This is a genomic window from Mucilaginibacter rubeus, assembly GCF_014643835.1.
Lineage (GTDB): Bacteria > Bacteroidota > Bacteroidia > Sphingobacteriales > Sphingobacteriaceae > Mucilaginibacter > Mucilaginibacter rubeus.
Genome location: NZ_BMKD01000005.1, coordinates 155,556 through 178,999, shown reverse-complemented (window position 1 = coordinate 178,999; position 23,444 = coordinate 155,556). Strand labels below are relative to the sequence as shown.

The 23,444-nt window shown below is 42.6% G+C and carries 25 protein-coding genes and 1 pseudogene; 15 read left to right on the top strand and 11 right to left on the bottom strand.

The features are described 5' to 3' along the window. Positions 1 to 44 precede the first annotated feature (44 nt). The 9 genes from IEX80_RS17660 to IEX80_RS17620 all read left to right on the top strand — a co-directional run bounded on the left by IEX80_RS17660 (position 45) and on the right by IEX80_RS17620 (position 8,634). Positions 45 to 2,453, top strand: coding sequence for a DUF2339 domain-containing protein (locus IEX80_RS17660; RefSeq protein WP_188833637.1), 2,409 nt, complete (start codon positions 45 to 47; stop codon positions 2,451 to 2,453). Beyond that, positions 2,446 to 3,663 (top strand): hypothetical protein, encoded by a 1,218-nt coding sequence (locus tag IEX80_RS17655; protein ID WP_175490068.1) that lies wholly within the window; start codon positions 2,446 to 2,448, stop codon positions 3,661 to 3,663. Before IEX80_RS17660 ends, IEX80_RS17655 begins: the two co-directional genes overlap by 8 nt. 183 nt (positions 3,664 to 3,846) lie before the next feature. Beyond that, positions 3,847 to 4,476 carry a SprT-like domain-containing protein gene (locus IEX80_RS17650; RefSeq protein ID WP_090532317.1) on the top strand — a complete coding sequence of 210 codons (630 nt, stop codon included), beginning with the start codon at positions 3,847 to 3,849 and terminating at the stop codon, positions 4,474 to 4,476. 54 nt (positions 4,477 to 4,530) lie between these two features. Next, positions 4,531 to 5,055: a Uma2 family endonuclease gene (locus IEX80_RS17645; RefSeq protein WP_090532315.1), complete on the top strand. Its 525-nt coding sequence runs from the start codon at positions 4,531 to 4,533 to the stop codon at positions 5,053 to 5,055. Positions 5,056 to 5,131: 76 nt separating this feature from the next. Beyond that, positions 5,132 to 5,770, top strand: coding sequence for an MBL fold metallo-hydrolase (locus IEX80_RS17640; protein WP_090532313.1), 639 nt, complete (start codon positions 5,132 to 5,134; stop codon positions 5,768 to 5,770). Positions 5,771 to 5,832: 62 nt separating this feature from the next. Next, on the top strand, positions 5,833 to 7,059 hold the full coding sequence (locus IEX80_RS17635) for an FtsX-like permease family protein (RefSeq protein WP_090532311.1): 1,227 nt from the start codon (positions 5,833 to 5,835) through the stop codon (positions 7,057 to 7,059). Between the two features lie 15 nt (positions 7,060 to 7,074). After that, positions 7,075 to 7,440 (top strand): hypothetical protein, encoded by a 366-nt coding sequence (locus IEX80_RS17630; RefSeq protein ID WP_090532839.1) that lies wholly within the window; start codon positions 7,075 to 7,077, stop codon positions 7,438 to 7,440. Between the two features lie 99 nt (positions 7,441 to 7,539). Next, a complete protein-coding gene (gene rbfA / locus IEX80_RS17625; RefSeq protein ID WP_090532309.1) occupies positions 7,540 to 7,917 on the top strand; it encodes a 30S ribosome-binding factor RbfA in 378 nt (125 codons plus the stop codon). 9 nt (positions 7,918 to 7,926) lie between these two features. Further along, positions 7,927 to 8,634, top strand: a complete 708-nt coding sequence (locus IEX80_RS17620) for a peptidoglycan DD-metalloendopeptidase family protein (protein WP_090532307.1) — start codon at positions 7,927 to 7,929, stop codon at positions 8,632 to 8,634. Between the two features lie 96 nt (positions 8,635 to 8,730). On the opposite strand, the gene bshC is transcribed toward IEX80_RS17620, so the two are convergent. The 8 genes from bshC to IEX80_RS17580 form a co-directional block, all read right to left on the bottom strand. Continuing rightward, positions 8,731 to 10,347 (bottom strand): bacillithiol biosynthesis cysteine-adding enzyme BshC, encoded by a 1,617-nt coding sequence (gene bshC, locus IEX80_RS17615; RefSeq protein ID WP_090532305.1) that lies wholly within the window; start codon positions 10,345 to 10,347, stop codon positions 8,731 to 8,733. Positions 10,348 to 10,478: 131 nt separating this feature from the next. Further along, the gene (gene rimO, locus IEX80_RS17610) at positions 10,479 to 11,816 is read right to left on the bottom strand and encodes a 30S ribosomal protein S12 methylthiotransferase RimO (protein WP_090532303.1); all 1,338 of its coding nucleotides are present in this window, start codon (positions 11,814 to 11,816) and stop codon (positions 10,479 to 10,481) included. A 46-nt stretch (positions 11,817 to 11,862) separates the two neighbouring features. Next, complete coding sequence (locus tag IEX80_RS17605) at positions 11,863 to 12,240, bottom strand: GxxExxY protein (RefSeq protein ID WP_090532301.1); 378 nt, start codon at positions 12,238 to 12,240, stop codon at positions 11,863 to 11,865. Positions 12,241 to 12,281: 41 nt separating this feature from the next. Then, positions 12,282 to 13,247 carry a signal recognition particle-docking protein FtsY gene (gene ftsY, locus IEX80_RS17600; protein WP_090532299.1) on the bottom strand — a complete coding sequence of 322 codons (966 nt, stop codon included), beginning with the start codon at positions 13,245 to 13,247 and terminating at the stop codon, positions 12,282 to 12,284. A 206-nt stretch (positions 13,248 to 13,453) separates the two neighbouring features. Further along, positions 13,454 to 13,618: a DUF4295 domain-containing protein gene (locus tag IEX80_RS17595; protein ID WP_090532298.1), complete on the bottom strand. Its 165-nt coding sequence runs from the start codon at positions 13,616 to 13,618 to the stop codon at positions 13,454 to 13,456. Between the two features lie 83 nt (positions 13,619 to 13,701). Then, positions 13,702 to 13,884: a 50S ribosomal protein L33 gene (rpmG, locus tag IEX80_RS17590; protein ID WP_022830075.1), complete on the bottom strand. Its 183-nt coding sequence runs from the start codon at positions 13,882 to 13,884 to the stop codon at positions 13,702 to 13,704. Between the two features lie 81 nt (positions 13,885 to 13,965). Further along, positions 13,966 to 14,199 (bottom strand): 50S ribosomal protein L28, encoded by a 234-nt coding sequence (gene rpmB, locus IEX80_RS17585; protein ID WP_022830076.1) that lies wholly within the window; start codon positions 14,197 to 14,199, stop codon positions 13,966 to 13,968. Between the two features lie 302 nt (positions 14,200 to 14,501). Beyond that, on the bottom strand, positions 14,502 to 15,644 hold the full coding sequence (locus IEX80_RS17580) for an NAD(P)/FAD-dependent oxidoreductase (RefSeq protein WP_188833636.1): 1,143 nt from the start codon (positions 15,642 to 15,644) through the stop codon (positions 14,502 to 14,504). 150 nt (positions 15,645 to 15,794) lie between these two features. Here IEX80_RS17580 and IEX80_RS17575 point away from each other — a divergent pair, with 150 nt between their 5' ends. Together IEX80_RS17575 and IEX80_RS17570 are read left to right on the top strand one after the other, a co-directional pair. After that, the gene (locus IEX80_RS17575) at positions 15,795 to 16,523 is read left to right on the top strand and encodes a zinc metallopeptidase (RefSeq protein WP_090532294.1); all 729 of its coding nucleotides are present in this window, start codon (positions 15,795 to 15,797) and stop codon (positions 16,521 to 16,523) included. A 207-nt stretch (positions 16,524 to 16,730) separates the two neighbouring features. After that, the gene (locus IEX80_RS17570; RefSeq protein WP_229701668.1) at positions 16,731 to 17,672 is read left to right on the top strand and encodes a YXWGXW repeat-containing protein; all 942 of its coding nucleotides are present in this window, start codon (positions 16,731 to 16,733) and stop codon (positions 17,670 to 17,672) included. 114 nt (positions 17,673 to 17,786) lie between these two features. Here the strand turns inward: IEX80_RS17570 and apaG are convergent, their stop codons facing one another. Then, positions 17,787 to 18,173 (bottom strand): Co2+/Mg2+ efflux facilitator ApaG/CorD, encoded by a 387-nt coding sequence (gene apaG, locus IEX80_RS17565; RefSeq protein ID WP_188833635.1) that lies wholly within the window; start codon positions 18,171 to 18,173, stop codon positions 17,787 to 17,789. Between the two features lie 45 nt (positions 18,174 to 18,218). Then, positions 18,219 to 19,211, bottom strand: coding sequence for a tRNA dihydrouridine synthase DusB (dusB, locus tag IEX80_RS17560; RefSeq protein WP_188833634.1), 993 nt, complete (start codon positions 19,209 to 19,211; stop codon positions 18,219 to 18,221). Positions 19,212 to 19,250: 39 nt separating this feature from the next. Here dusB and IEX80_RS17555 point away from each other — a divergent pair, with 39 nt between their 5' ends. The 4 genes and pseudogenes from IEX80_RS17555 to IEX80_RS17540 form a co-directional block, all read left to right on the top strand. Further along, positions 19,251 to 20,195 (top strand): CPBP family intramembrane glutamic endopeptidase, encoded by a 945-nt coding sequence (locus IEX80_RS17555; protein WP_090532289.1) that lies wholly within the window; start codon positions 19,251 to 19,253, stop codon positions 20,193 to 20,195. Continuing rightward, positions 20,196 to 20,408 (top strand): putative signal transducing protein, encoded by a 213-nt coding sequence (locus IEX80_RS17550; protein WP_090532286.1) that lies wholly within the window; start codon positions 20,196 to 20,198, stop codon positions 20,406 to 20,408. It begins immediately after the preceding gene. Continuing rightward, a complete protein-coding gene (locus tag IEX80_RS17545) occupies positions 20,405 to 21,211 on the top strand; it encodes a phosphatidate cytidylyltransferase (RefSeq protein ID WP_188833633.1) in 807 nt (268 codons plus the stop codon). Before IEX80_RS17550 ends, IEX80_RS17545 begins: the two co-directional genes overlap by 4 nt. 26 nt (positions 21,212 to 21,237) lie before the next feature. After that, a pseudogene (locus IEX80_RS17540) lies at positions 21,238 to 21,891 on the top strand (phosphatidylserine decarboxylase family protein); the annotation flags it as partial. A gap of 722 nt (positions 21,892 to 22,613) precedes the next feature. Here the strand turns inward: IEX80_RS17540 and rplS are convergent. Continuing rightward, entirely contained in the window at positions 22,614 to 22,961 is a 348-nt protein-coding gene (gene rplS, locus IEX80_RS17535) for a 50S ribosomal protein L19 (RefSeq protein WP_090532282.1), read from the bottom strand. Positions 22,962 to 23,444: the final 483 nt, after the last annotated feature.

Here is a 23,444-nt window from a genome sequence, read left to right as displayed (position 1 = left end):
TGTTTCATAATTCCGTTATCTTTATTTTTTACAAACCTAAAACTATGGATGTATTAGCCGTCTTTTTATTAGTGGTTGTCATTATCATGATGCTGAACCACAAGGGCAGTTTAAACAATAAGATCAAAGAACTTGAATTTAGAATATTCGAACTAAAAGGTATTATTGAACAGCTTAAGATAACCCGGCCGGGTGCTGAAGATGTCAAAAAAGCAGAAGAACGGGCACCTGCAATCATAGCTCCGCCACCTGCACCTTTTATACCAGAACATCCTGTTGAAAAACCGAAAGCTCCTGTTGAGGCAGAGATAAAACCAGAACCTATTACACCTCCAAAAATTGAACGGCAGCCCGAAGTTATTGAAGACAGCCAGTCGATTATCAATCGCCCTATAAAAACACGCGATTTTAGGCCCGCGAAACCTTTGCAGCCCAGGCCGTCTTTCTTTGAGCGCCATCCCGACCTGGAAAAATTCATTGGCGAAAATCTCATCAATAAAATAGGCATAGCCATCCTGGTGCTGGCCATTGGCTTCTTTGTAAAATATGCTATCGATAACGATTGGATAGGCTTAGTAGGCCGCGTGGGCATAGGTATTGTTTGCGGCGGTATTTTGATTGGTGTTGCACACGCACTCCGCAACAGTTATAAAGCGTTCAGCTCAGTATTGGTGGGCGGTGGTCTGGCTGTGTTTTATTTTACCATAACGCTGGCCTATCAACAGTTTAACTTGTTTAATAGCCAAACAACAGCATTCATCATTTTAATTGTGATCACCATTTTTGCAGTGGTACTCTCCTTATTATATGATAAGCAGGAACTGGCCGTAATTGCTTTGGTTGGCGGTTTTGCCAGTCCTTTTATGGTGAGCAACGGAAGCACCAACTATAACGGCCTGTTTATTTATCTGCTGATATTAAATACCGGGCTGCTCATCATTGCGTACTATAAAGCATGGAGGGTGCTTAACATTGTTTCGTTTGGTTTTACGGTAATTGTTTTTTCAACGGTGCTGTATACACTTAAACCTCCTACCTACCATTTCGGCTTTATTTACGCCAGCATTTTTTACGCGCTTTACTTTGTTATCAATATAGCCAACAACGTACGCGAAAACAAAAAATTTATCGCGTCCGATTTCAGCATTTTGCTTCTTAATACCGGGTTATATTTTGCTACCGGCCTGTACCTGTTAACCATGATGCATGCTGAGCAATACCGGGGTTTGTTTTGTATTTGCCTGGCTGTGGTAAACCTGGTGCTTTCATACGTCCTGTTCCGCAATCGTAAGGTGGATACTAATATTTTGTACCTGCTTATCGGCATTACGCTCACGTTTATTTCGTTAGCTGCTCCTATTCAGTTGCATGGCAATAACATTACCATTTTCTGGGCTTCAGAAACGGTGTTGCTTTATTGGCTGTACCTGCGCTCTGGCATTCAGCTCATGAAATATACAGCTGTGTTTTTATGGATAGCCATGTTGCTAAGCTTGCTAATGGACATGTACCAGACTTATAGTAACTACAGTTTGAGTTTAACCATAATTGCAAATAAGGGTTTCATCACTACGCTATTTGCTGCTGTGAGTTCATTTTTACTTTCGGTATTAGTTAAAAAGGACTCAACCAAGGTGGAGCACACCAATGTTTTTACTGAGCAGCTTTTTGGGGTAGCCGCACTTGTGCTTCTTTATTTAAGCGGCCTGCTGGAGATCAACCACCAGTTCCTGAACCATTACCCGGATACCAACCTTAATATTTTATATGCGATGGTGTATACGCCTGTGTTTGTATTTATCTACTATACGTCATCGCCCAAAATACAAGTTATCAATTTTAGCAGCAACACAAAATTTGTGATACTGTTCATCTGCCTGGTTGTTTACCTGTTACTTACACCACAATATTATTCCCTGCAACATTTGATGCTCGAAACTAAGAAGCCGTCGACCAGTCATTTTATGGCACATTGGATTGGTGCTGTATTTATCGGTCTGTTGTTTTACAGGGTGATCCGCTTATGTCAGCAAAATATGAACGAAGGCCTGAAAAAAGCGTTTACCTGGGTATTAAGCGCGGGCGTTGTATTGTTTTTAAGTTTTGAGGTGAGCCTGATGAGCAACCTGCTATTTTTTAGTAAAGCTAATTCTATCGATCAAATAGAAACCGTATACGTAAAAACCGGCTTACCCGTATTATGGGGACTGCTTTCCTTCGCATTGATGTGGCTGGGCATGAGGTACAAACTGCGGGTGATGCGTGTAGCTTCGCTAACGCTGTTCTCGCTCACACTATTAAAATTATTTTTGTTCGATATTAAAAACATCCCGGTTTGGGGTAAAATAGCTGCTTTCTTTTGTTTGGGAGTACTATTGCTTATTGTGGCCTTTATGTACCAGCGAACAGCAAAAAGATCCATTGCCGATGATGAAGCTAAAAAAAATGAATAAGCTAATACTTTTAACACTGCTGCTTTGCGGGGCTATATTACCGGCATCGGCACAAAAAAATTTTAAATATAAAGCCGCGCTGCACAAGATTGACAGCACCGGTTTTTACCGCATTGGCTTACAGCCGGAATTGGTAGCAAAGGCCAAACCCGACCTGTCGGACATTCGCATTGCAGACGCGAAAGGCGACTTTGTGCCTTACATCCAGGCTGGCAGCCTGCCGCAAAGAAGCCAGCAAAGCTTTGTTGTTTTCCCGGAGATCAGTAACACGCCAAAAACCGATACCAGTACTGTTTTTATCATAGAAAATAAAACCGGACTGGTACTCGACCGCCTTTGGATCAGGCTGCAAAACACAGCCGTAAAACGTAAAGTGAACCTGCTGGGCAGCGATGATCTGAAACAGTGGTTTGCCATCCAGGAAGAGATCCCCTTGCAGGAAGCTGTACAAAACAGTGAAGGCACCTACCTGCAATCGTTATCGTTTCCGGCGAGTAATTATCGCTATTTAAAAATCCAGGTAAACGATAAAAACAAAAACCCGGTTAAGTTTTTGGAGGCCGGCATTTATACAGAGTACGCATCAACAGTTCAAAGTTACACGCCTGTTGCGCCTTTAAATATCACCCGTACCGATAGTAATAAAACTACCTTTATCGACATTAAGCTGAACGATAATTACCAGGTAAATAAGTTGCACCTCAATATCAGCGCGCCGAGGTATTATAAACGGAGTGTTACCGTTTACCAGTTTGTAAACAATGGCAGGGAGCTCTTGAGCGAAGCCGAGCTGTCATCAGATAAAACGCCTGATCTGTTAATTGCTGCAAAAACCAATCACCTGTTAATAGAAATAAGCAATGGCGATAACCAACCGCTGAGCATCGGCGAGATCAAAGCGTTTCAATCCGACGAATATTTGATCAGCTACCTTGAAACTAAGCAAAGCTACCGGTTCCTGGTCGGTGACCCCTCGGCTCAGGTCCCGGAATATGATCTTAAGTTTTTTGCTGATAGTATTGGAGGGAACACCCCGGTTATTAAACATGAGGCTGTTGTTAAAAATACCGGCTATGCAGTGGCAGCAAAACCTGCCGGGAAAGATTACACTGTACTGATTTGGGTTGCTATTATTGTTTCGTTAGGGTTGTTGTTGTTGTTGACTTTGAAGATGACCAGGGAGGTGAAGAAAAAGGAAGGGGAAAGATAAAATTTACACCCTTTAAATTTAGGATGAGATTGGATGTAGAGGTTTGCCCATCCCGGCAGACTTATACTTTAGAGCAAATAACCGTCAGCAGAAGCTTAGAGAGTAAATCAAAGTTTTACAAACCATCGACTATGGTTTATGGACTATCAACCACAAATTCTTACATTTGTATTGAGGTAAAAATTGGATAAAGTAAAAGTTTTAGAGAAATATCTACCGGCAGAAGCGGCCCCGCTCATTGCCCGGTGGATTGACTACTTCAAATGTGAATTTAAAATTTCGCGCAACCGTAACAGTAAATTTGGCGATTACCGCTCACCTTATGGCGGCAAAGGTCACCGTATCTCGGTTAATTACGACCTTAACCCCTATGCTTTCCTGGTAACTACAGTGCATGAGTTTGCACACCTGCATACCTGGAACGAGCATAAGCAAAAAGCCAAACCTCACGGAACAGAATGGAAAAACAATTTCAAAAAAATGATGCAGCCATTTTTTGAAAAAGAGATTTTCCCGGCAGATGTTAAAAAGGCTATTGTAAACTACCTGGATAACCCGGCGGCGTCAAGCTGCTCAGATTTGAACCTGTACCGCTCGCTGCGCAAATATGATCCCCCCAAAACATCCGAAGCAATTTTAACGGTAGAAAAGATCCCGCTTAAGGCATTGTTTAAGCTAAAGGACGGTAGAGTGTTCCGCAAAGACGAAAAGCTGCGTAAGCGCTTTAAATGTACCGAAGTAGCTACTAAGCGTATCTATCTGTTTAGCCCGGTAGCGGAGGTGGAGTTGATTGAAGGGGCAACGGCGGCGTAGCATACTTTTTTATTTAAGCCGTTTTAACTAAATTAGCATAAAAGTATTTACAACATGAGTCCTACCATCCCTGCAACTGCTGTCGATATATACCGGAGGCTGCCCGAGGGTACCAGATGCGAAGTGTTGTACAACCAACTCATCATGACCCCGGCACCCAACACCGACCATCAATTCATTTCCGTAAAACTTTCGGCCCTGCTTTATAATTTTTTGGAAGAAACAGGTAAGGGCGTAATACTGCATGCTCCTGCTGATGTTTATTTCGAACAAGAACAATCCGTTTTACAGCCGGATGTACTGGTGATCCTGAATGAAAATAAGTCAATTATCCAAAAGGATGGCATTCATGGTGCACCTGATGTTGTTTTTGAAATACTATCCGGTAATCGTATTCATGACACTTTAAAAAAGAAAAACCTGTACGAAAAAGTGGGGGTAAAGGAATATTTCATTATTGATCCTGAAGATAAAAAGGTGGTCATGTTCGCTTATAATGAAGCGCACCAATACGAACTGGTATATGAACTAACCGGCAAAATCACCTCTGAAGTTTTAGGGTGTAGTTTTAATTTGTAACCGTCGGTATTTGCGTATATGATTCGCTTCTACGGATCGTACTTATCCCAATCAATTTATTCCGTACTTTTACCGCATGGCAAAAGTTATATCATTTGTAAATAACCCTTACCAGGAAAATACTTATGTTTTGTATGATGAAACCGGCGAATGTGTGATCATTGACCCGGGCATGTATACCGCGCCCGAGCAAAACACTGTTGTTAGCTTTATCAAAAACAATAACCTGAAGCCTGTTATGCTGCTCAACACCCATTGCCATATCGATCATGTGCTGGGCAATAAATTTGTGTTCGACCAGTATGGCCTTAAGCCCCGTTTCCACGTTGGCGAGTCGGAAGTATTGGCAGCCGTAGTAGCTTATGCACCATCTATGGGCTTCCGTTACGATGTATCGCCTATGCCAGATGAATTTTTGCCTGAAACCGGCAGTGTTCACTTTGGCAATACTACGCTGCATCTGATATTCGCACCCGGCCATTCACCCGCTCACTTGTGTTTTTATGATAAAGAGGCTAAGATATTGATAGGGGGCGATGTCCTGTTCAGGCAAAGCATCGGTCGCACGGATTTGCCGGGAGGTAACTTCACCCAACTGATTGATAACATCGAAACCAAACTGTTTACCCTGCCTGATGATGTTACCGTTTATCCTGGCCACGGTCCCGAAACAACCATCGGCTACGAAAAACAAAACAATCCGTTTTTAACTTAGTTAACATCATAGCAACGTTTTACTGAGCATAAGCAAAACCTGAACGCATAATTCCCACACAATTGAACACCTCCATTTACATAGCAAAGCGTTACCTGTTCTCGGGCAAAAAAATGCATGCTATCAACATTATTTCGGGTATATCCATGTTGGGGGTGCTCATTGGCAGCGCGGCTTTGCTTATCATTCTTTCGGTGTTCAATGGTTTTGAAAAATTTATCCTTTCGCAATACAGTAATTTTACGCCCGAAATAAAGATAGAAGCCAAGGTTGGCAAAACCTTCAATCCCAATACATCTTATTTCGCCTCTTTGCATAAAGATGCGCGCGTATTTTCATTTACCGAAGTATTGCAGGAAAAAGCCCTGATCAAATATGGCGATAAACCATTTTTAGGTACCGTAATGGGCGTGAGCGATGATTTTTTGAAAAACAACCAGCTCGACAGTACCATAGCCAGCGGCTCATTCACGCTTAAAAGCGGCGATCAAAATTTTGCCGTTATTGGCGCTACCATACAGGGGAGCTTAAGTATTAATGTTCATGACGAGCTTTCGTCCATGCAGATCTATTCGCCGCGGCGCGATGCGGAAAACTCGGCTAATCCTTTAAATGAATTTGTTGTACGCAGCATTAACCCATCGGGCGTATTCGACACACAACAGGAGTTTGATGATATAGCCATAACCCCCATAGAGTTTGCCCGCGACCTGCTTGACCAGCCGGTAAATGTTTCTTCACTACAGCTTAATTTTAAGCGCGGCACCAATATCGATGCCATGCAAAAAGACATCCAGGATAAAATAGGGAAAGACTTTACCGTAAAAAACCGCAAGGAACAAAACAGCGAACTTTACAAAACCCTTAATTACGAAAGCTGGGCGGTTTACATGATCCTTACCTTTGTGCTTATCATCGCAATATTTAATATCATTGGCTCGTTAACCATGCTGGTTATTGATAAGCGCAAGGACATTGCCATTTTAAGCGGACTGGGCGCCAATAAAAATATGATCCAGGGGATTTTCTTTTTTGAGGGAATGATGATCACCGCTATTGGCTGTATTATCGGCATAACGCTGGGCACCATTTTTTGCCTGTTGCAGCAGCATTACGGATGGATAAAAATGGGGGCCAAAATGTCGGTGTTAGACTCGTATCCTATCGACCTTAAAATTAAGGATTTTGGCCTGGTGCTGCTAACCGTTGGCGGCATTTCGGTAATAGCTGCCGGCATCAGCGCCCGTTTAAGTATTAAAGGATTGGATGAAATCAAACAGGATTTGTAAATTTGTTAAATGGGTATGAGGTATATCAAAGTTTTTGTTCTGCTGCTTGTTGTTATTGCTGTTTACGCATGTAATAATGATGCCCATAAAAAAGACGGGGTTACGCTTTATAAAGGCTTGTATAGTGCAGGTCCTGAAATTAAATCATTTAAAGATTGCGATAGCGGCCAGGAGTTTTGGGCTGTTGACAGTTCGGCCCAACTGGAGCTTCAGTATTCGCAGCTCAATTTCGAAAAACCCTACGAACCGGTTTACGTTGAGGTTGAGGGCATCAAATCAAAATCGGGCGATGTTGGTCGCGGGTCTGAATATGACAGTACACTCGTTGTAAAAAAAGTAGTAAAAATAACCAAAGAGATCCCGCAGGACGTATGTAATTAACCCCCTGCCGCCATTGTTAATAAAAGCCTAAAACAATAACTTAGGCTTTTGCATTAAGCATTAAACACTCATCTGCCTTATCGGCGTAACTAACAACCCATGGAATCAAAACGTCAGCAAAAATTTGCCGGAGTAATACAGGAAGACCTTGCAGCTATTTTTCAGCGCGAAGGCATGAATTATTTGCCTAATACACTGGTAACCATAACCAAGGTACGCGTAACGCCCGATTTGGCCATAGCCCGTATATTTTTAAGCTTTTTGGGCAATCCCAATGTGCAAACCGCTTTGCATACCATCAAATCGCACGCTTCGGAAATCAGGTACAAACTGGGCGCCCGCATCAAAGACCAGGTAAGGATCATTCCGCAGCTTGAGTTTTTTGTTGATGACACCAGCGAATACGTTGAGCGTATGGACAAGATCTTTGATAAGATCAGTAAAGAGGAACGCCAGCCCGATACCGAAGAAAACTAATAGTCACTGATGGACCGGCACACGCTGTTTGCTAATTACGTTAACAATCATCCCGAAGCCATTGGCAAAGTGGTTGATTTTGATGCAGATCATGACCGCCTTTACCATTTTGACCTTACCGCCGCCAATAAGGAATTGACGGCTGAGGTTATTAACAAGCCGTGGATGTTTAGCCAGTTAGTAAACGAAAAGCTGCATGACAACCATTGCCGTTACGGTATTGGCGGGTATATGGAACACCGTACCATTTATGCCTTTAGCAGTCATTTTGACACAGATGATGAGCCCCGGCGCCTGCATTTGGGTGTCGATATCTGGAGCGACGCCGGAACGCCGGTATATGCCCCGCTTGATGGCATGGTACACAGTTACCAGGATAATAATACCATTGGTGATTACGGCCCAACCATTATTTTACAACACGACCTTGATGGCTTAACACTTTATAGCCTGTACGGGCATTTAAGCCGTAAAAGCCTGAACGGGCTTTCTAAAGGGGTGCCTGTGTCTAAAAACAGCCAAATAGCAACCATTGGCAATGCCGATGAAAACGGCCATTGGCCACCGCATTTGCATTTCCAGCTGATGTTTGATATGGAAGGTAAACAAGGCGATTATCCCGGCGTAGCTAAGTTTTCGGAAAAAGAGATCTGGCGGAAGAATATACCTGACCCCGGCTTGATATTGAAGTTTCCGAGAGCGGTAAATGTAAGGTAGGCCTCATAAAGACGCATAATTGCGTCTTCCCCACCACCCCATCTGGCGCAAGTTTTTCGTAATTGCCGGTGCTGGGATAACTTTTGCTTCCTGCTGTCATTTTTCCGTTAATACCGTAAACTTAAAATCAAGCGGTTCAAACAGGCGGATAAGCTCATCAATAAAAGTTTGCCCCCATTTTACATACATGAGGCCGAAGTTTTCAGAACGCTCCTGCAGGCTGTCTTTAGGGAAGAGCTCGGCTTTGACAGCGGTTAGCTGCTCCAACCGTACACTGTAATTTCTTTTTTCGGCACGGATCAGCTTCTTTTCAAGGTTATCCATTGCCTTTTTAAGGCGGGCCTGTACAGCCGCAGCTGATGGTGAAAGCGTAGGGTCGATCTTGTATGCGCGGAGTTTTATTTTCTCAAAAAGGTTTTCCATTTCGCGCCATTCTTCGGCAATGCTCAGGTTATGGCCGCTGTGCTTTTTGATCCAATAGGTTTGCAGGGCATCGCTTTGTTTAAACAAGGCAAGTGCATCCAGATCCATACGTGATATCTTGGCAGCTTGTTCTTTCTTGATTACCAAAGCCGAGTTGCGAAGGATGAGGATAGGGAAATCAATTTTGTAATGATCAAAATTGGATTTCAACTCGAGCCAGTAAACTACCTCTGCACCACCACCGATGTAGGCAATGTTTGGTAAAATACATTCCTGGTACAGCGGGCGCATCACCACATTAGGGCTAAAGCGTTCGGGATATTCGGCGATCTCCTTTTTCAGCTCAGCTTCAGTAAACCTGATTTCGGCATTGAGCACATGATAGCTGTCATTCTCGAAAACTATCCGCTCGCGAAGCTGATCTTTCAGGTAAAAGAAATTGATCTCGCGTGGGTTAACCTGGATGTGTACACCAAGCTCATGCAGCTTTTGGTTAGTTTCGGTAATGTTTTTAAAACTATGCTGACCGATGATGTCCTGCTCCATAAAAGGCGCGAACTCTTTTTTAAACTCATGGTCATCGGCATCGATGATCACCAAACCGTACTGCCCAAAAAGTGAGTTAACAAGATATCTTGTAGCGTCGGCAAGCTTATCAAATTTGGTATAGGCGGTTTCAACAATTTCGGCCAGCTCGGTTGCATGGCCTTCCATACCTAAAACGCCTTTGTACTGGTTAAGTGCCTGGCGCATGCTCACCGGGTCGATACGGCCGGTTGCCCCCGAGGCTTCATACCACCAATGTACTTTTTTACCGCCAATGTTGGTATAGTTGATCTCGGCAAAGTCGTGGTCTTCGCTGGCCATCCAGTAAACAGGCACAAAATTTTTATCGGGATGGGCGGTTTTCAATTGCCGAGCCAGTTTGATAGCCGTTGCAATTTTATAAAGGAAATATAAAGGCCCGGCGAAGATATTAAGCTGGTGGCCGGTTGTAATGGTAAAGGTATTATCCTGCTTTAACAGCTCCAGGTTTTGGGCTGTAAGGGCAGTTGAATAAGTACATAATTTACCCGGCTCTTTGCTTAAACACTCATATTGCTTAGTTAAAACACGTACCAGCACTTCGCGGTCAGCAACTACCTTTTTGTTTTTCAGAAATTCGGCAAAACCGGCCATATCCGGACGGTAACCATAAAAAGGGCGTAGTTCGGGTTTATTGTCGATATATTCGGCAACTGTGCTTGAAAAAAAACCGGTGTCTTTATAACTTATACAGGATGCGTCCATTGTTGATTTCGGGTTTTGGATGCTCAGTTCAGATTTCCCCTAAAACAAAACATCAGCAAATAAAATTAAATGCTGATGTCGAAATTAGATTATAAATCGCAAATCGCTTTACAGCCGACCGCAAATTAACATTATTTTACAATTTGTCCATAAAGGTCAAAGTCTTCTGCACTGTCTATCTTTACGTTAACAAAGCTGCCAACGGTAGCATAATCAATGCTTGCATCAATCAAAACTTCGTTATCAACCTCGGGCGAATCAAATTCTGTACGGCCAACAAAATAGCCGCCATCCTTTTTGTCAATCAGCACTTTATAGGTATTGCCGATCTTTTCCTGGTTTTTATCAAAAGAAATGCCCTGCTGGATTTCCATAATGGCATCGGCACGCTCCTGTTTTACTTCTTCAGGTACATCATCAACCAAAGTATGAGCGTGGGTCTTTTCCTCGTGCGAATAGGTGAAACAGCCCAAACGGTCGAACTTGGTATCCTCAACCCATTGTGCCATCTCTTCAAAATCCTGCTGGGTTTCGCCCGGGTAACCGGTGATTAACGTAGTACGCATAGCAATGCCCGGTACACGATCGCGGATCTCGTTCACAATATCAATGGTTTTTTGCTTGGTAATACCACGGCGCATCGATTTCAGCATGTTATCGGTGATGTGTTGCAAAGGCATGTCAAGGTATTTACAGATGTTTTCGCGCTCGTTCATCACATCCAGGATCTCCATCGGGAAACCTGAAGGATAAGCATATTGCAACCTGATCCATTCGATACCGTTCACATCAGATAAACGGCGAAGCAGCTCATCCAGATTGCGTTTGCCGTAAAGGTCGAGACCGTAATAGGTTAAATCCTGTGCAATCAGGATCAATTCTTTTGTTCCGTTTTTAGCGAGTTTTTTTGCATCCTCAACCAATTGTTCAATCGGCGAACTCAGGTGTTTACCCCTCATTAAAGGGATGGCACAAAACGAGCACGGACGGTTACAGCCCTCAGCAATTTTAAAATAAGCAAAATGCGATGGCGTTGTTAATAAACGCTCGCCAATAAGTTCGTGCTTGTAATTTGCACCTACAGAAGCCAGCAGGTTTTGCAGATCATTGGTACCGAAATAGGCATCAACGTTGGTGATCTCGGCTTCAAGCTCAGGCTTGTAACGCTCGCTCAGGCAGCCGGTAACAATTACCTTACCTACTTTGCCCTGCTCCTTAAGTTCGCTGTATTGCAGAATAGTATCTATCGATTCCTGCTTGGCATTATCAATAAAGCCACAGGTATTAATTACTATAATATCATTTTTGCCTACCTTCTCGGCCTCATGCACCACATCAAACTGGTTGCCCTTCAGTTGGCCCATCAATATTTCCGAATCGTAAATATTTTTTGAACAGCCTAACGTAACCACGTTTACACGGGGTTTGGCCTGCTTAACAGATGGACGGGAAATTTCTTTTGTCTTCATTATTTCCAATTGATTTCAGTGATTTTTTTGATTTCACTGATTCCATTTATACAGACAGTCTTTTAATTGAACAACTTACATTGCCAAAGTTAATCAATAAGCCTGTCTTGATTTTACTTGCTTTTAAATAGGATAAGAGTTGCTTTTGGAAAATTATCGGTAAAAAAGGGCCGGTCACTGCTTTTAGTTCAACAATAACTTTGCCTTCAATAAAAAAATCACATCTAAATTCTCCAACACACTTTTCCTTAAAATATAATTCGAATTTCTTTTCTGTTTCGAAAGCTAAACCTTCTATTTGTAACTGATGTTGTAAAGCTTTTGAGTATACTTTTTCGATAAACCCTGGCCCTAAATGTTTATGAACTTCAAAGCAACAGCCTATTATTCTCTCTGTTAATGAATCGTTTTCATAACTTGCCATGGGTAATCGGTGAAATCAAAAAAATCACTGAAATCAAAAAATCAAGCTTTAAACAAGCTGTCAACAAACGCCTGCCTGTCAAACAGCTGCAGGTGATCCATTCCCTCGCCAACACCTATATATTTAACCGGAATCTTAAACTGATCTGATATTCCTATAACCACACCACCTTTAGCTGTACCATCCAATTTGGTTAGCGCCAGGGCGTTTACATTGGTAGCTTCGGTAAACTGCTTGCATTGCTCAATGGCGTTTTGCCCGGTTGAGGCGTCCAGTACCAGCAGTATCTCATGCGGAGCACCGGGGATCACCTTTTGCATCACGTTCTTGATTTTGGTTAGCTCGTTCATCAAACCAACTTTATTATGCAAACGGCCGGCAGTATCTATAATAGCTACATCATCGCCATTGGCCACAGCCGAACGAAGGGTATCATAAGCAACTGAAGCAGGATCGGAACCCATAGCCTGAGCAACAACTTTTACACCAACACGTTCACCCCAAAGTTTAATCTGGTCAACCGCGGCTGCACGAAAGGTATCGGCAGCGCCTAAAACAACCTGGTTGCCAGCCTGCTTAAGCTTATGGGCCAGCTTGCCTATGGTGGTGGTTTTACCTACGCCGTTAACGCCAACTACCATAATTACGTATGGCTTATGATCGCCATATTCAAAATTGCGGAAGTCGTTACTGTTGTTTTCGGCAAGCAGTTGTTGAATTTCATCTTTTAACAGGGTGTTCAGCTCGTTGGTGCTTACATATTTATCCCGGGCAACACGGGCCTGGATCCTGTCAATGATCTTGAGCGTGGTGCTTACGCCAACGTCGGATGTAACCAGGATCTCTTCCAGCTCATCCAGCACATCATCATCAACGGTTGATTTACCGGCGATGGCTTTGGTGATCTTTGAAAAAAAGTTATCCTTGGTTTTTTCCAAACCGGTATCAAGCGCCTGCTGTTCCTGCTGCGTGTTTTCCTTTTTCTTAAAAAAATCAAATAATCCCATGTTCGTTGATATGCAAATGTGCTAATTTCAGATGTGCAGATTGTTTGTTCAATGTACTAATTTCAGTATTCAAATATGTTGCCATATCAAATCACCTTTCTTCATCTGCGCATTTGCACACCTGAAATTTGCACATCTAATTTCATTCAACAAAAAAAGCCCTCTCGTTAAAACAAGACGGCTTCAATATTTTAATCAAAGAGTGATTATATAGTTTTACCTGCAATTGCATCCTTAACTAAATCGTTAGGGACAATTTGCTCTTTGAATGAATAAGCACCAGTTTTAGGTGATTTATTCATGGTGATCACTTTTGAATATTCTTTGCCTTTACCTGCTACTTTCAGCGTTGCAACTACTTTCTTTGCCATGTTGTTTAATTATTGATTTAGTGAATTATTGAGTTGGCTATATCAAGATAAAACTTAATGAGCCAATCAATCCGGTCAACTAATTATTTAATCTCTTTGTGAACGGTTACTTTCCTCAAAACAGGGTTGAATTTTTTCAACTCTAATCTTTCAGTTGTATTTTTTTTGTTCTTAGTGGTGATATAGCGAGACATGCCTGGCATACCGCTTGTTTTGTGTTCGGTGCACTCTAAAATCACCTGAACCCTGTTGCCTTTTTTTGCCATTTTCTTTTTATGTTGTACGTGTCACCTCACGGCTTACGTAATTTTTCAATTTATTATACTGCTAAACTTGAAAGTCAACTACTAAATGTAGCCTTTTTTAACAAATTTATTGATGCAGGCGGTAATACCGTTTTTGCTGATAGTTTTTACAGCAGAAGTAGATACCTTTAAGGTAATCCATTTATCTTCTTCAGGAATATAAAACTTTTTAAGTTTCAAGTTAGGATGAAACCTGCGTTTTGTTTTAACGTTTGAGTTTGAAACGTTGTTACCTACGATAGATCCTTTTCCTGTTAGATCACAAATTCTTGACATGACAAATATTTTTAATTATCAACCCTTTATCCAAAAAGAGTTTGCAAATATCAGACTTTTAAATCAAATATTCAACAGGGATTAAAAAAAATTTCAAAAAAGATTTGCAGTAGTGCCAGGCGCTTATCTATTTAGCTAATAACAGGTTATTCTTACCTGTGTTGCTGTCGTCTGAACTCGAATTGATGGAATTTGATCAATTAACAGAATGCTAAGCAAATTCGATGAATTCTTTTAATTTCATAAATTCGAGTTCAGACAAAATCGGCGAGTAATTTACCGGGTTCTTGAAAATCAATTACTTACGAATTAAGTAACAACTCTGCCACTTCCTCGCCCACCAAACTCCCCATGGCCACGCCCATGCCATTGCATCTCACAGCACAGAAAATATCAGGCTGCACTTGTTTTACTATCGGGCTGATCTCCTGCCCGAAACCCATGATGCCGCTCCACCAATAATCAATCTCTACATTTTGGCCGGGGAGGATCACCTGGTTCAGATAGTTTATCAACTGCTGTTTAACTTCATCGGTATGGCCAAAATTCCAGGTTTCTTCAGCTTTATAATTGAGGTTGCGGCCGCCGCCAAACAACACCCGCCCATCAATATTGCGGAAGTAGTAATAACCCTGGTTAAAATGATAAGTGCCTTTAAGTTTTAAACCGGAAACCGGCTTGGTAACCATTACCTGTCCGCGGCCGGGTACTACATCAAGCTGAGGATATAGCTGGCTTGCAAAAGCATTTGTAGCCAGGATCACTTTGCCCGCTTTAAAAATACCTTGCGAGGTACTTAGCCTGATGTGCTGATCTTCCTGCCCGATAACGGAAATGCCACAATTATTAAGTACCAATACGCCGAGTTGGTATGCTTTATATAATAGAGCACGCATCATTTTGCCGGTGTGAATCTGTCCTTCAAAAGGGTTGTATATGATATGCTTCACTTTATTGAAGCCAAAACCTGCAATTTTTTCATCGGCTACTGAATAAATGTCAGCATGGCCTATAGCATGTTTTAATAATTTGTTAAGGTGATCTATTTGATCAATACACTCACGTGCGTGGCTTTCCTCATGATCCATAAACAGTTCATGCCCGCCATATTGATAATAATCGATGTTAGCATCACCCAAATTTTCCCTTAAACGTTGCAGTCCTTTCCACTTGTAAGCTACCAGGTGCATGGCCTCCGTTTCTGATGAATGATTTATTGCTTCAATTTGCTCCGAAACTGTACCAAAACAGGCAAAACCAGCGTTTTTAGTACTGGCGCCCGATGGTAAGAAGCCGCGTTCCAACACTAAAACTTTTAAGGTTGGTTGCTGTTTTTTTAACTGAAGGGCGGCGCTAAGGCCAACAAGTCCGCTGCCAATAATGATAACATCGGCGTTATCGGTAAAGGCTGTACGCTCCCAGTATGAAAATGATGGCTCCAACATGTTCAAAAATAGCTATTCGGGAAGCAAAAACTTTGAGGTAACCTAATGCTTTTAAACTTTTTGCTCAAAGCGGAATAGTTTTTGAACAAGCGCTGTAACGTTTGTAAGGTTTCAACCTACTTAGTTTTAACTTATATTTATCAATATCATATGAATCACATATCATTAATTATGGGATACATCGCGCCGAACTCGGCCTGGTTCCTGATGATTATTGTTGCCCTGGTAAGCTTTATTGTACAATGGCGGTTCAGGAGTAAAATTAAGCAGTATTCTGAAATTGGCTTAATGTCTGGCTTATCGGGACAGGAAGTAGCCGTGAAGATGCTGCGCGCCCATGGTATCTTTGATGTACAGGTAATTTGTGTTGAAGGACAGCTTACGGATCATTATAACCCCGAAACAAAAACAGTGAACCTGAGTACCGATGTTTTTTACAGCCGCAGCATTGCCGCTGCCGCTGTCGCCGCACATGAATGCGGCCATGCTGTGCAACATGCCGAAGCTTACGGCTGGTTAAGTTTCAGATCGGCTATGGTGCCCGTTATCAACGTGGCATCAACTATTACCCAGTGGACTTTGTTCATCGGCATTATGCTGTTATTCTTTTCAGGTAGCCCTTATGTTTTGGCAGTTGGTGTTGCCGCGCTTGCACTGGTTACATTTTTTAGCTTTATAACCCTGCCGGTTGAGTTTGATGCAAGTCGCCGGGCGTTGGCGTGGCTGGATAACAATTATGCTGTGGTACAAACCGGACAAGAACATGAAATGGCAAAAGATGCCCTCTGGTGGGCTGCCATGACCTATGTAGTTGCCGCGTTGAGCGCTCTGGCTACGCTGGTTTACTATGCATCGTTTTTATTTAACAGGAGGAATTAACCCCCTAACCCCCTAAAGGGGGAAGGATTGTTGTAATTATAAAGGCCTGTTTCATTCGGAAACAGGCCTTTGTGTTTTAAAATGACACTTGCACTCCCCCTTTAGGGGGCCGGGGGGCTTTTAATCTTCATGATCTGTTCATTTAACAGGCCGAAACTTAATGTAATGTTCATGTTACACGGGTAGGTTTGGGTAAAATCATATATCATGAAAAAAATAGCAAGTGTATTTATGGTGCTTTTGATAGTGTCAGCAGCATCCGTTAAAGCCTATGCACAAATCAGTATAGGTGTTTCTGTAAATATAGCACCGCCTGTATTGCCTACCTATACCCAGCCGCCCTGCCCTGTTGATGGATATTTATGGACACCCGGTTATTGGGCTTATGACCAGGATGGCGGATATTACTGGGTTCCGGGAGTGTGGGTGAGTCCACCCAGGGTGGGTTATTTGTGGACGCCTGGTTACTGGGGATACGATGGTGCAGTATACGTTTTTCATGAAGGCTACTGGGGCCCGCACATCGGATTTTACGGCGGTGTAAACTACGGCTACGGTTATGTTGGAACCGGTTATGTTGGCGGACGCTGGGCCGGCAATTCATTTCAGTACAATACCGCTGTTGTGAATGTTAATAACACGGTTGTGCATAATACCTATGTCAACAAAACTGTTATCAATAACAACGTTACCGTTAATAATAACAGTTTTAACGGACCGGGTGGTGTGACCGCAAAACCACAGCCGCAAGAGCAGGCTGCCGAAAAGGAAAATCACATACAGCCTACTGCTGATCAAATTACCCACCGGCAGGTTGCGGTAAAAGACCCAAGCCAATTTGCGAAAAATAATAACGGGCATCCGGCAACCGCTGCCATGAACAAGGTCAACGGAAGCCGTTTTACACCGGAAGGAAGCAGGGCACAACCCTCAGTAAGAGCAAATGCAGCAGCTAATCCGGCTCATGCTGGTAATGCTGCACCATCTGCCGACAATTCCGCTAACAGCCATTCTCCAGCCAGGAGGACAAATGTCGCGGCAGTAAATAATGGTGCCGCAAGGGCTGCCGCTCAGCATAGCAACAGAGCTCCCCGCAGGCAAGCTTTGGCTCCGCGCGAAGAAAGACCGCATAGGGAAAGACAACGATAGCCCCAATCTTAAAACCATATATAAAGAAAAGCCCTAACGGAGTGATTCCGTTAGGGCTTTTCTTTATATTTTTGATTTGTCTTTCTTGTTTCTTGAATCTTGCCGTCTTGACTCTCAATTCAGCCTGTATGGCGCTATCAGATAAAACTCCGGGATTTGTACATTGAAGTTGGCGTTATCCAACAGCCGGACCATGTGGTATTCGCCTTTCATGTTGCCCATGTCGGTTTTAAGGTTACAGCCTGATACATACTCATGGGTATGGCCTGGCTCAATAACAGGCTGCTGGCCTACTACACCTTCGCCTTCCACTTCGCGCTTTGCACCGTTTGAGTCAAATATATACCAGTGACGGCTCATCAACCTGATGGCGTAGTTGGTCATGTTTTCGATGCTTACCTTGTAGGCAAACATAAAATGATCGTTTGCCGGGTTTGAATACTCCGGCTGATATATGGTTTCGATGGAAACCTTAACACCCTCAGTTATAGTGGTAACCATGTGACAAGTATCGTTTATTTCAAATATATGGAAAGGGAGCAAATATTAAGCCATTTCGATGGCATATTTTTCTTCGATCTCGGCCAAAATCTGGTCAACTGCTTCAAGATCAGGGGCGGTAACAAAACGCATCCTGAACTCTTTGAAATGATCTATCCCTTTAAAGTAGTTAGAGTAATGCCTGCGCATCTCGAAAATGCCCGTTTTAGGGCCTTTCCACTCTATTGATTTGTATAAATGGGCCCGGCAGGCTGCAACGCGCTCGGCAATTGTTGGCTTATCCAGGTATTCGCCGGTTTTAAAATAATGCTTTACTTCACGAAAAATCCATGGATAACCAATCGCGGCACGACCGATCATCATGCCGTCAACCTCATATTCCATACGCCACGCGGCGGCCTTTTCGGGCGAATCGATGTCGCCATTGCCGAAAATGGGGATTTTTATCCGCGGATTTTTTTTGATATCTCTGATCAACGACCAATCGGCTTCGCCTTTATACATCTGCGAGCGGGTACGGCCGTGTATAGTAAGTGCCTTGATCCCCACATCCTGCAGGCGTTCGGCAACTTCGTAAACATTTTTAGTGTTATCGTCCCAGCCCAGGCGGGTTTTTACGGTTACCGGTAAATGTGTGGCCTCAACAACCGCTTTGGTCATGGCTACCATTTTATCAATATCCTGTAAAAGGCTTGCGCCGGCACCGCGGCAGGCCACCTGTTTTACCGGGCAGCCATAATTAATATCCATTAAATCGGGATTGGCCAGCGTAGCTATTTCGGTAGCTTCGCGCATGTGGTCAATATCACTGCCGAAGATCTGGATGCCGATAGGCCTTTCGTATTCAAAAATATCCAGCTTTTGCCTGCTTTTTGCCGCATCGCGGATAAGGCCTTCGCTTGAAATAAACTCTGTATACATCATATCCGCGCCGTTTTGCTTACACACATAGCGGAAGGGCGGATCACTCACATCCTCCATCGGCGCCAGCAGCAGCGGGAACTCCCCTAAATCAATATTTCCTATTTGTACAGACATCCTTATCTTTAGCCTGCAAAAATACGAATTTTACATCGAATGATAAAAGCCTCATATCAAAGCCCTCAGCCACAGGGAAGTCAAATAACGCCGTTTTTACAATTTATAATACTGATTGCGCTAACTATAGGGATGCTGATTGTGTGCGGTTTAATAGCTGCCGGGATTATCGGGGTAATATTCGGATCACAAACACTTACGGATACATTTACTTTTAATACCCGAAATCCGCATGTTGGTGCCGCTTTATGGACGTTGCAAATCATCAGTACTACGTTGCCCTTATATCTTGCCCCTGTAATTTTTGCGCGCTTTATAGTAAGGGAACCTGTAGATTATTTGAAGATTACCCCCAAATTTCCACCGGTGCTGTTATTGCTGATCCTCTCTATCATGATCTGTTCATCCCCGGTTATGGAGGTATTAGTAAATGTTAACCAGAAACTGGTTTTGCCGGCCCCATTAAAAAGTTTGGAAGATGCGTTGCGCGCAATGGAGGCCCAGGCCCAAAAAGCCACCGAAGCCATGCTTCAAATGAAGACCATATCCGACATGCTTTTTGCGGTTTTAGTAGTTGGGTTGTTAACTGCCATTGCCGAAGAGTTTTTATTCAGGGGGTGTTTGCAAACCATCATGATCCGGTGGACAGGAAATCCGCATGCAGCTATCTGGATCACGGCTATCCTTTTCAGTGCTTTTCATATGGAGTTTTTTACCTTTTTACCGCGTGTGGCGCTGGGCGTGTTTTTTGGCTATTTTGTAATGTGGAGCGGCAGTATCTGGACAAGTGTTTGGGCGCATTTTTTAAATAATGCCACCCAGGTTGTGATCCTGTATCTGTATTCGCAAAAGCGCATTACGCTTGATCCTAACGATCAGCACGTTTTTAATTACCAGAGCTATGCATTAAGCCTGATAATTATTTTAATTTTGCTTTTTATGTACAGAAATACTGCTAAAGGAAAAAGCCCGCTGTTGAGTTAAATGGAAAAAAACTGGGTCAAAATTTTTACTTCAACTAATTTTTACCAATCAGAAATTGTTAAGCAAATGCTTACCGGGAATCATATTGATACCGTTTTGCTGAATAAACAGGATTCATCGCACCGGAGCTTTGGCGAAATAGAAGTTTACATTCACCAGGAGGATTTTAGTAAGGCTATTGAGATCATGATCCTCAATCAAATTAATATATGAAACAACGCGCCATCACTGGCTTATTTTTTATTATCGTAATGATCGGGTCTAATTTGTTAGGCCCGTATGTATTTAGTGTTTTTTACCTGTTATTGAGCCTGTTTTGCTTGCTGGAGTTTTACAAGCTGGTTAAACAGGGCGGTATGCAGCCCGAGCGTTTTACTGGGGCACTTGCCGGCGTAATCATGTTCTTCTTTTTTGCGGCTAACTGCTATTTCTCGGCATATAAATATATTATCCTGCTGCCCATACTGCTTAGCTTTATTCCGATAGGCGAGTTATATAAAAAATCTACCGCGCCATTCACTAATATTGGCTTCACTTATTTGGGTTTGCTGATGGCTGTTGTGCCGTTCATGTTTTTCCATGCCATGGCTTTTACGCGGGGAGATGGTGTTTTTAACTTTCACGTGCCGCTTGGCTTTTTAATTATGCTGTGGAGCAATGATACCGGGGCTTACCTGGTGGGCAGCAAATTTGGCCGTAACAAGTTGTTTGAAAGACATTCGCCTAAAAAATCATGGGAAGGCTTTATCGGGGGCATCCTGATCTGCGCTTTGGCGGCATATATTTTGAGCCGTTTTTATACAGAATACAATTGTTTTGACTGGATCATTATGTCGCTTATCATCTCAAACTTTGGTACCATGGGTGATCTGGTTGAATCCATGTTCAAGCGCAGCCTTAACGTAAAAGATTCGGGGGGCATATTACCAGGCCATGGCGGCCTGCTCGACAGGTTTGACGGCTTGCTGATGGCCGCGCCAATTGTATATGCATACCTGTACTTAATTTCAAATTAGTAGTTTTGTATTAAACACAATAAATAATGACCATACATAAAGAAGGCTATACCTCACTCGCTATTACTATCCTGTTCATTTTTGTTTTAAATGCGCTCATCCAGTTTTACATGCCAACTGCGCATACGCTGAAATGGATAGTTTATATTTTTTCGGGTGCTTTATTTTTGATCATCCTGCAGTTTTTCCGCAGTCCATTCTTTGATATTGAAACCGCCGAAAATACTATCCTTTGCCCTGCCGATGGCAAGGTTGTAGTGATTGAAGAAACTGAAGAAACCGAATTTTTAAAAGATAAACGTATTCAATTATCGGTTTTCATGTCGCCGGTTAATGTGCACGTGAACCGTAACCCTATTGCAGGTGTGGTAAGTTATTTTAAATACCATAAAGGTAAATACCTGGTGGCCTGGCATCCTAAATCATCAACCGAGAACGAACGTACAACTATAGCTATTGAAAACAGCAAAGGTGTAACTGTATTGTTCAGGCAGATAGCCGGTGCACTGGCCCGCCGCATAGTTTGGTATGTTAAACAAGGGGATATTGTTGAGCAGGGCCAACAGTTCGGTTTTATTAAGTTTGGCTCGAGAGTGGATGTTTTCCTGCCGCTGGGTACTAAGATCCTGGTAAATATTGGCGATGTAGTAAAAGGCGGTCGTACGGTTTTGGCTGAGCTGGTTGATCCGGAGCCTGTAAAAGAAGCTGCAAAGCCTGATGCAATTGTTGTTCCTGAGCCGCCTGCTGCTCCAGTTGAGCCAGCCGTTTTGGTAGAGGAAACACCTACTATGAACAGTATTACTCCTGCTCCGTCACTGGTAGTTGATCATCCTGAGACAGCTGAAAATCCGGCAGTGGAAGAAAGCGCCGCAGAGAAACCTGTTAAGAAAAAAACAGCATCAAAAGCTAAAAAAGTTGATAGTGGTGATGCGGCAAAGGAAGCGGATAGCGAATAATTAGCGTACGTTTTATATAAAGAAAGGCAGATGGGGAACTCATCTGCTTTTTTTGTGCTTTTTCGAAAAGCTATTTAAAATGCGTCATTGCGAGGTAAGAAGCAATCCTCTATTAGTATAGCGGCTATGCAAATTCGCTCTGTAAAGTTGGGGATTGCTTCGTACCTCGCAATTGACGTGGTTTTTATGGGTGTTGCACTGTCGCAGGTTTAGTGGCAGCGTAATCTGTGATTCGATATCGTTGAAACTGAAAGCTTAAGCCATGGTTCACCAAGGGTTACAAACCCGCGGTAGTTTACTTTGATAGCTTGCCTTTGCCTTCGTGTTTGAAAATCAACAGATTAAGAGGATCGTTTTTCAAAAAACATCACATAGCAAAAGGCCTTACCGAAATTATTTCAGAAAGGCCTTTTAATCTTTTATATACCGCTAAGCGGTTGGGTAAATTAAACGCGTTTTGATTTGATACGAGCTGCTTTACCAGTAAGGGCACGCAGGTAGTATAGTTTAGAACGACGAACTTTACCAACGCTGTTAACTTCGATCTTGTCGATGTTTGGAGAGTTAACAGGGAAGATACGCTCAACGCCAATGCCATTTGATACTTTACGCACAGTAAAAGTTTCGCTTACACCAACGCTGTTACGCTGAATAACAACACCTTGGTAAACCTGAACGCGTTCTTTATTTCCTTCTCTGATTTTATAGTGAACACTTACAGTATCACCAGCTTTGAAGGATGGAAGCTGCTTTTTTTCTACTGATTGCTCTTCAACAAATTTTACTAAATCCATGATTTTAAGCTCTTAATGCGATTTTTAGCCCGTAAAAATCGGATTGCAAGTATAGGGATTATTTTCAATAAAAGAAAGCCAAATTTAAAAATTTCCACATTTAGTTTTTTTATTAACAGTAGGTTGTGGTTTTAGCAAAGATAAGGGGATGTTTGCGTGGGTTAACCACCCCTTTTTAAAATTGGACAGCAATGTTAAACCTATTGCCGCTTTGGCGATGTTATTAAACTCATGTTTTTGATTAAATTGCCAATGCTAACCAAGCCTGACATGCGCAACTCAATTGATTCAATTATTGCAAGAGCCTCCAATATTGCCAGGTGGTTATTCTTTATCAACCTTATACCAACAGTTATTGCGGGAGGCGTTATTTTTATCACCTTTAATAAGTTGGAACAAAACTCTTTTAGAAATATTTACGATTGGATAGTCCTAAGCTTAATGTTATCTGGTATAGCATTGCAATATATTTACTATCGACAG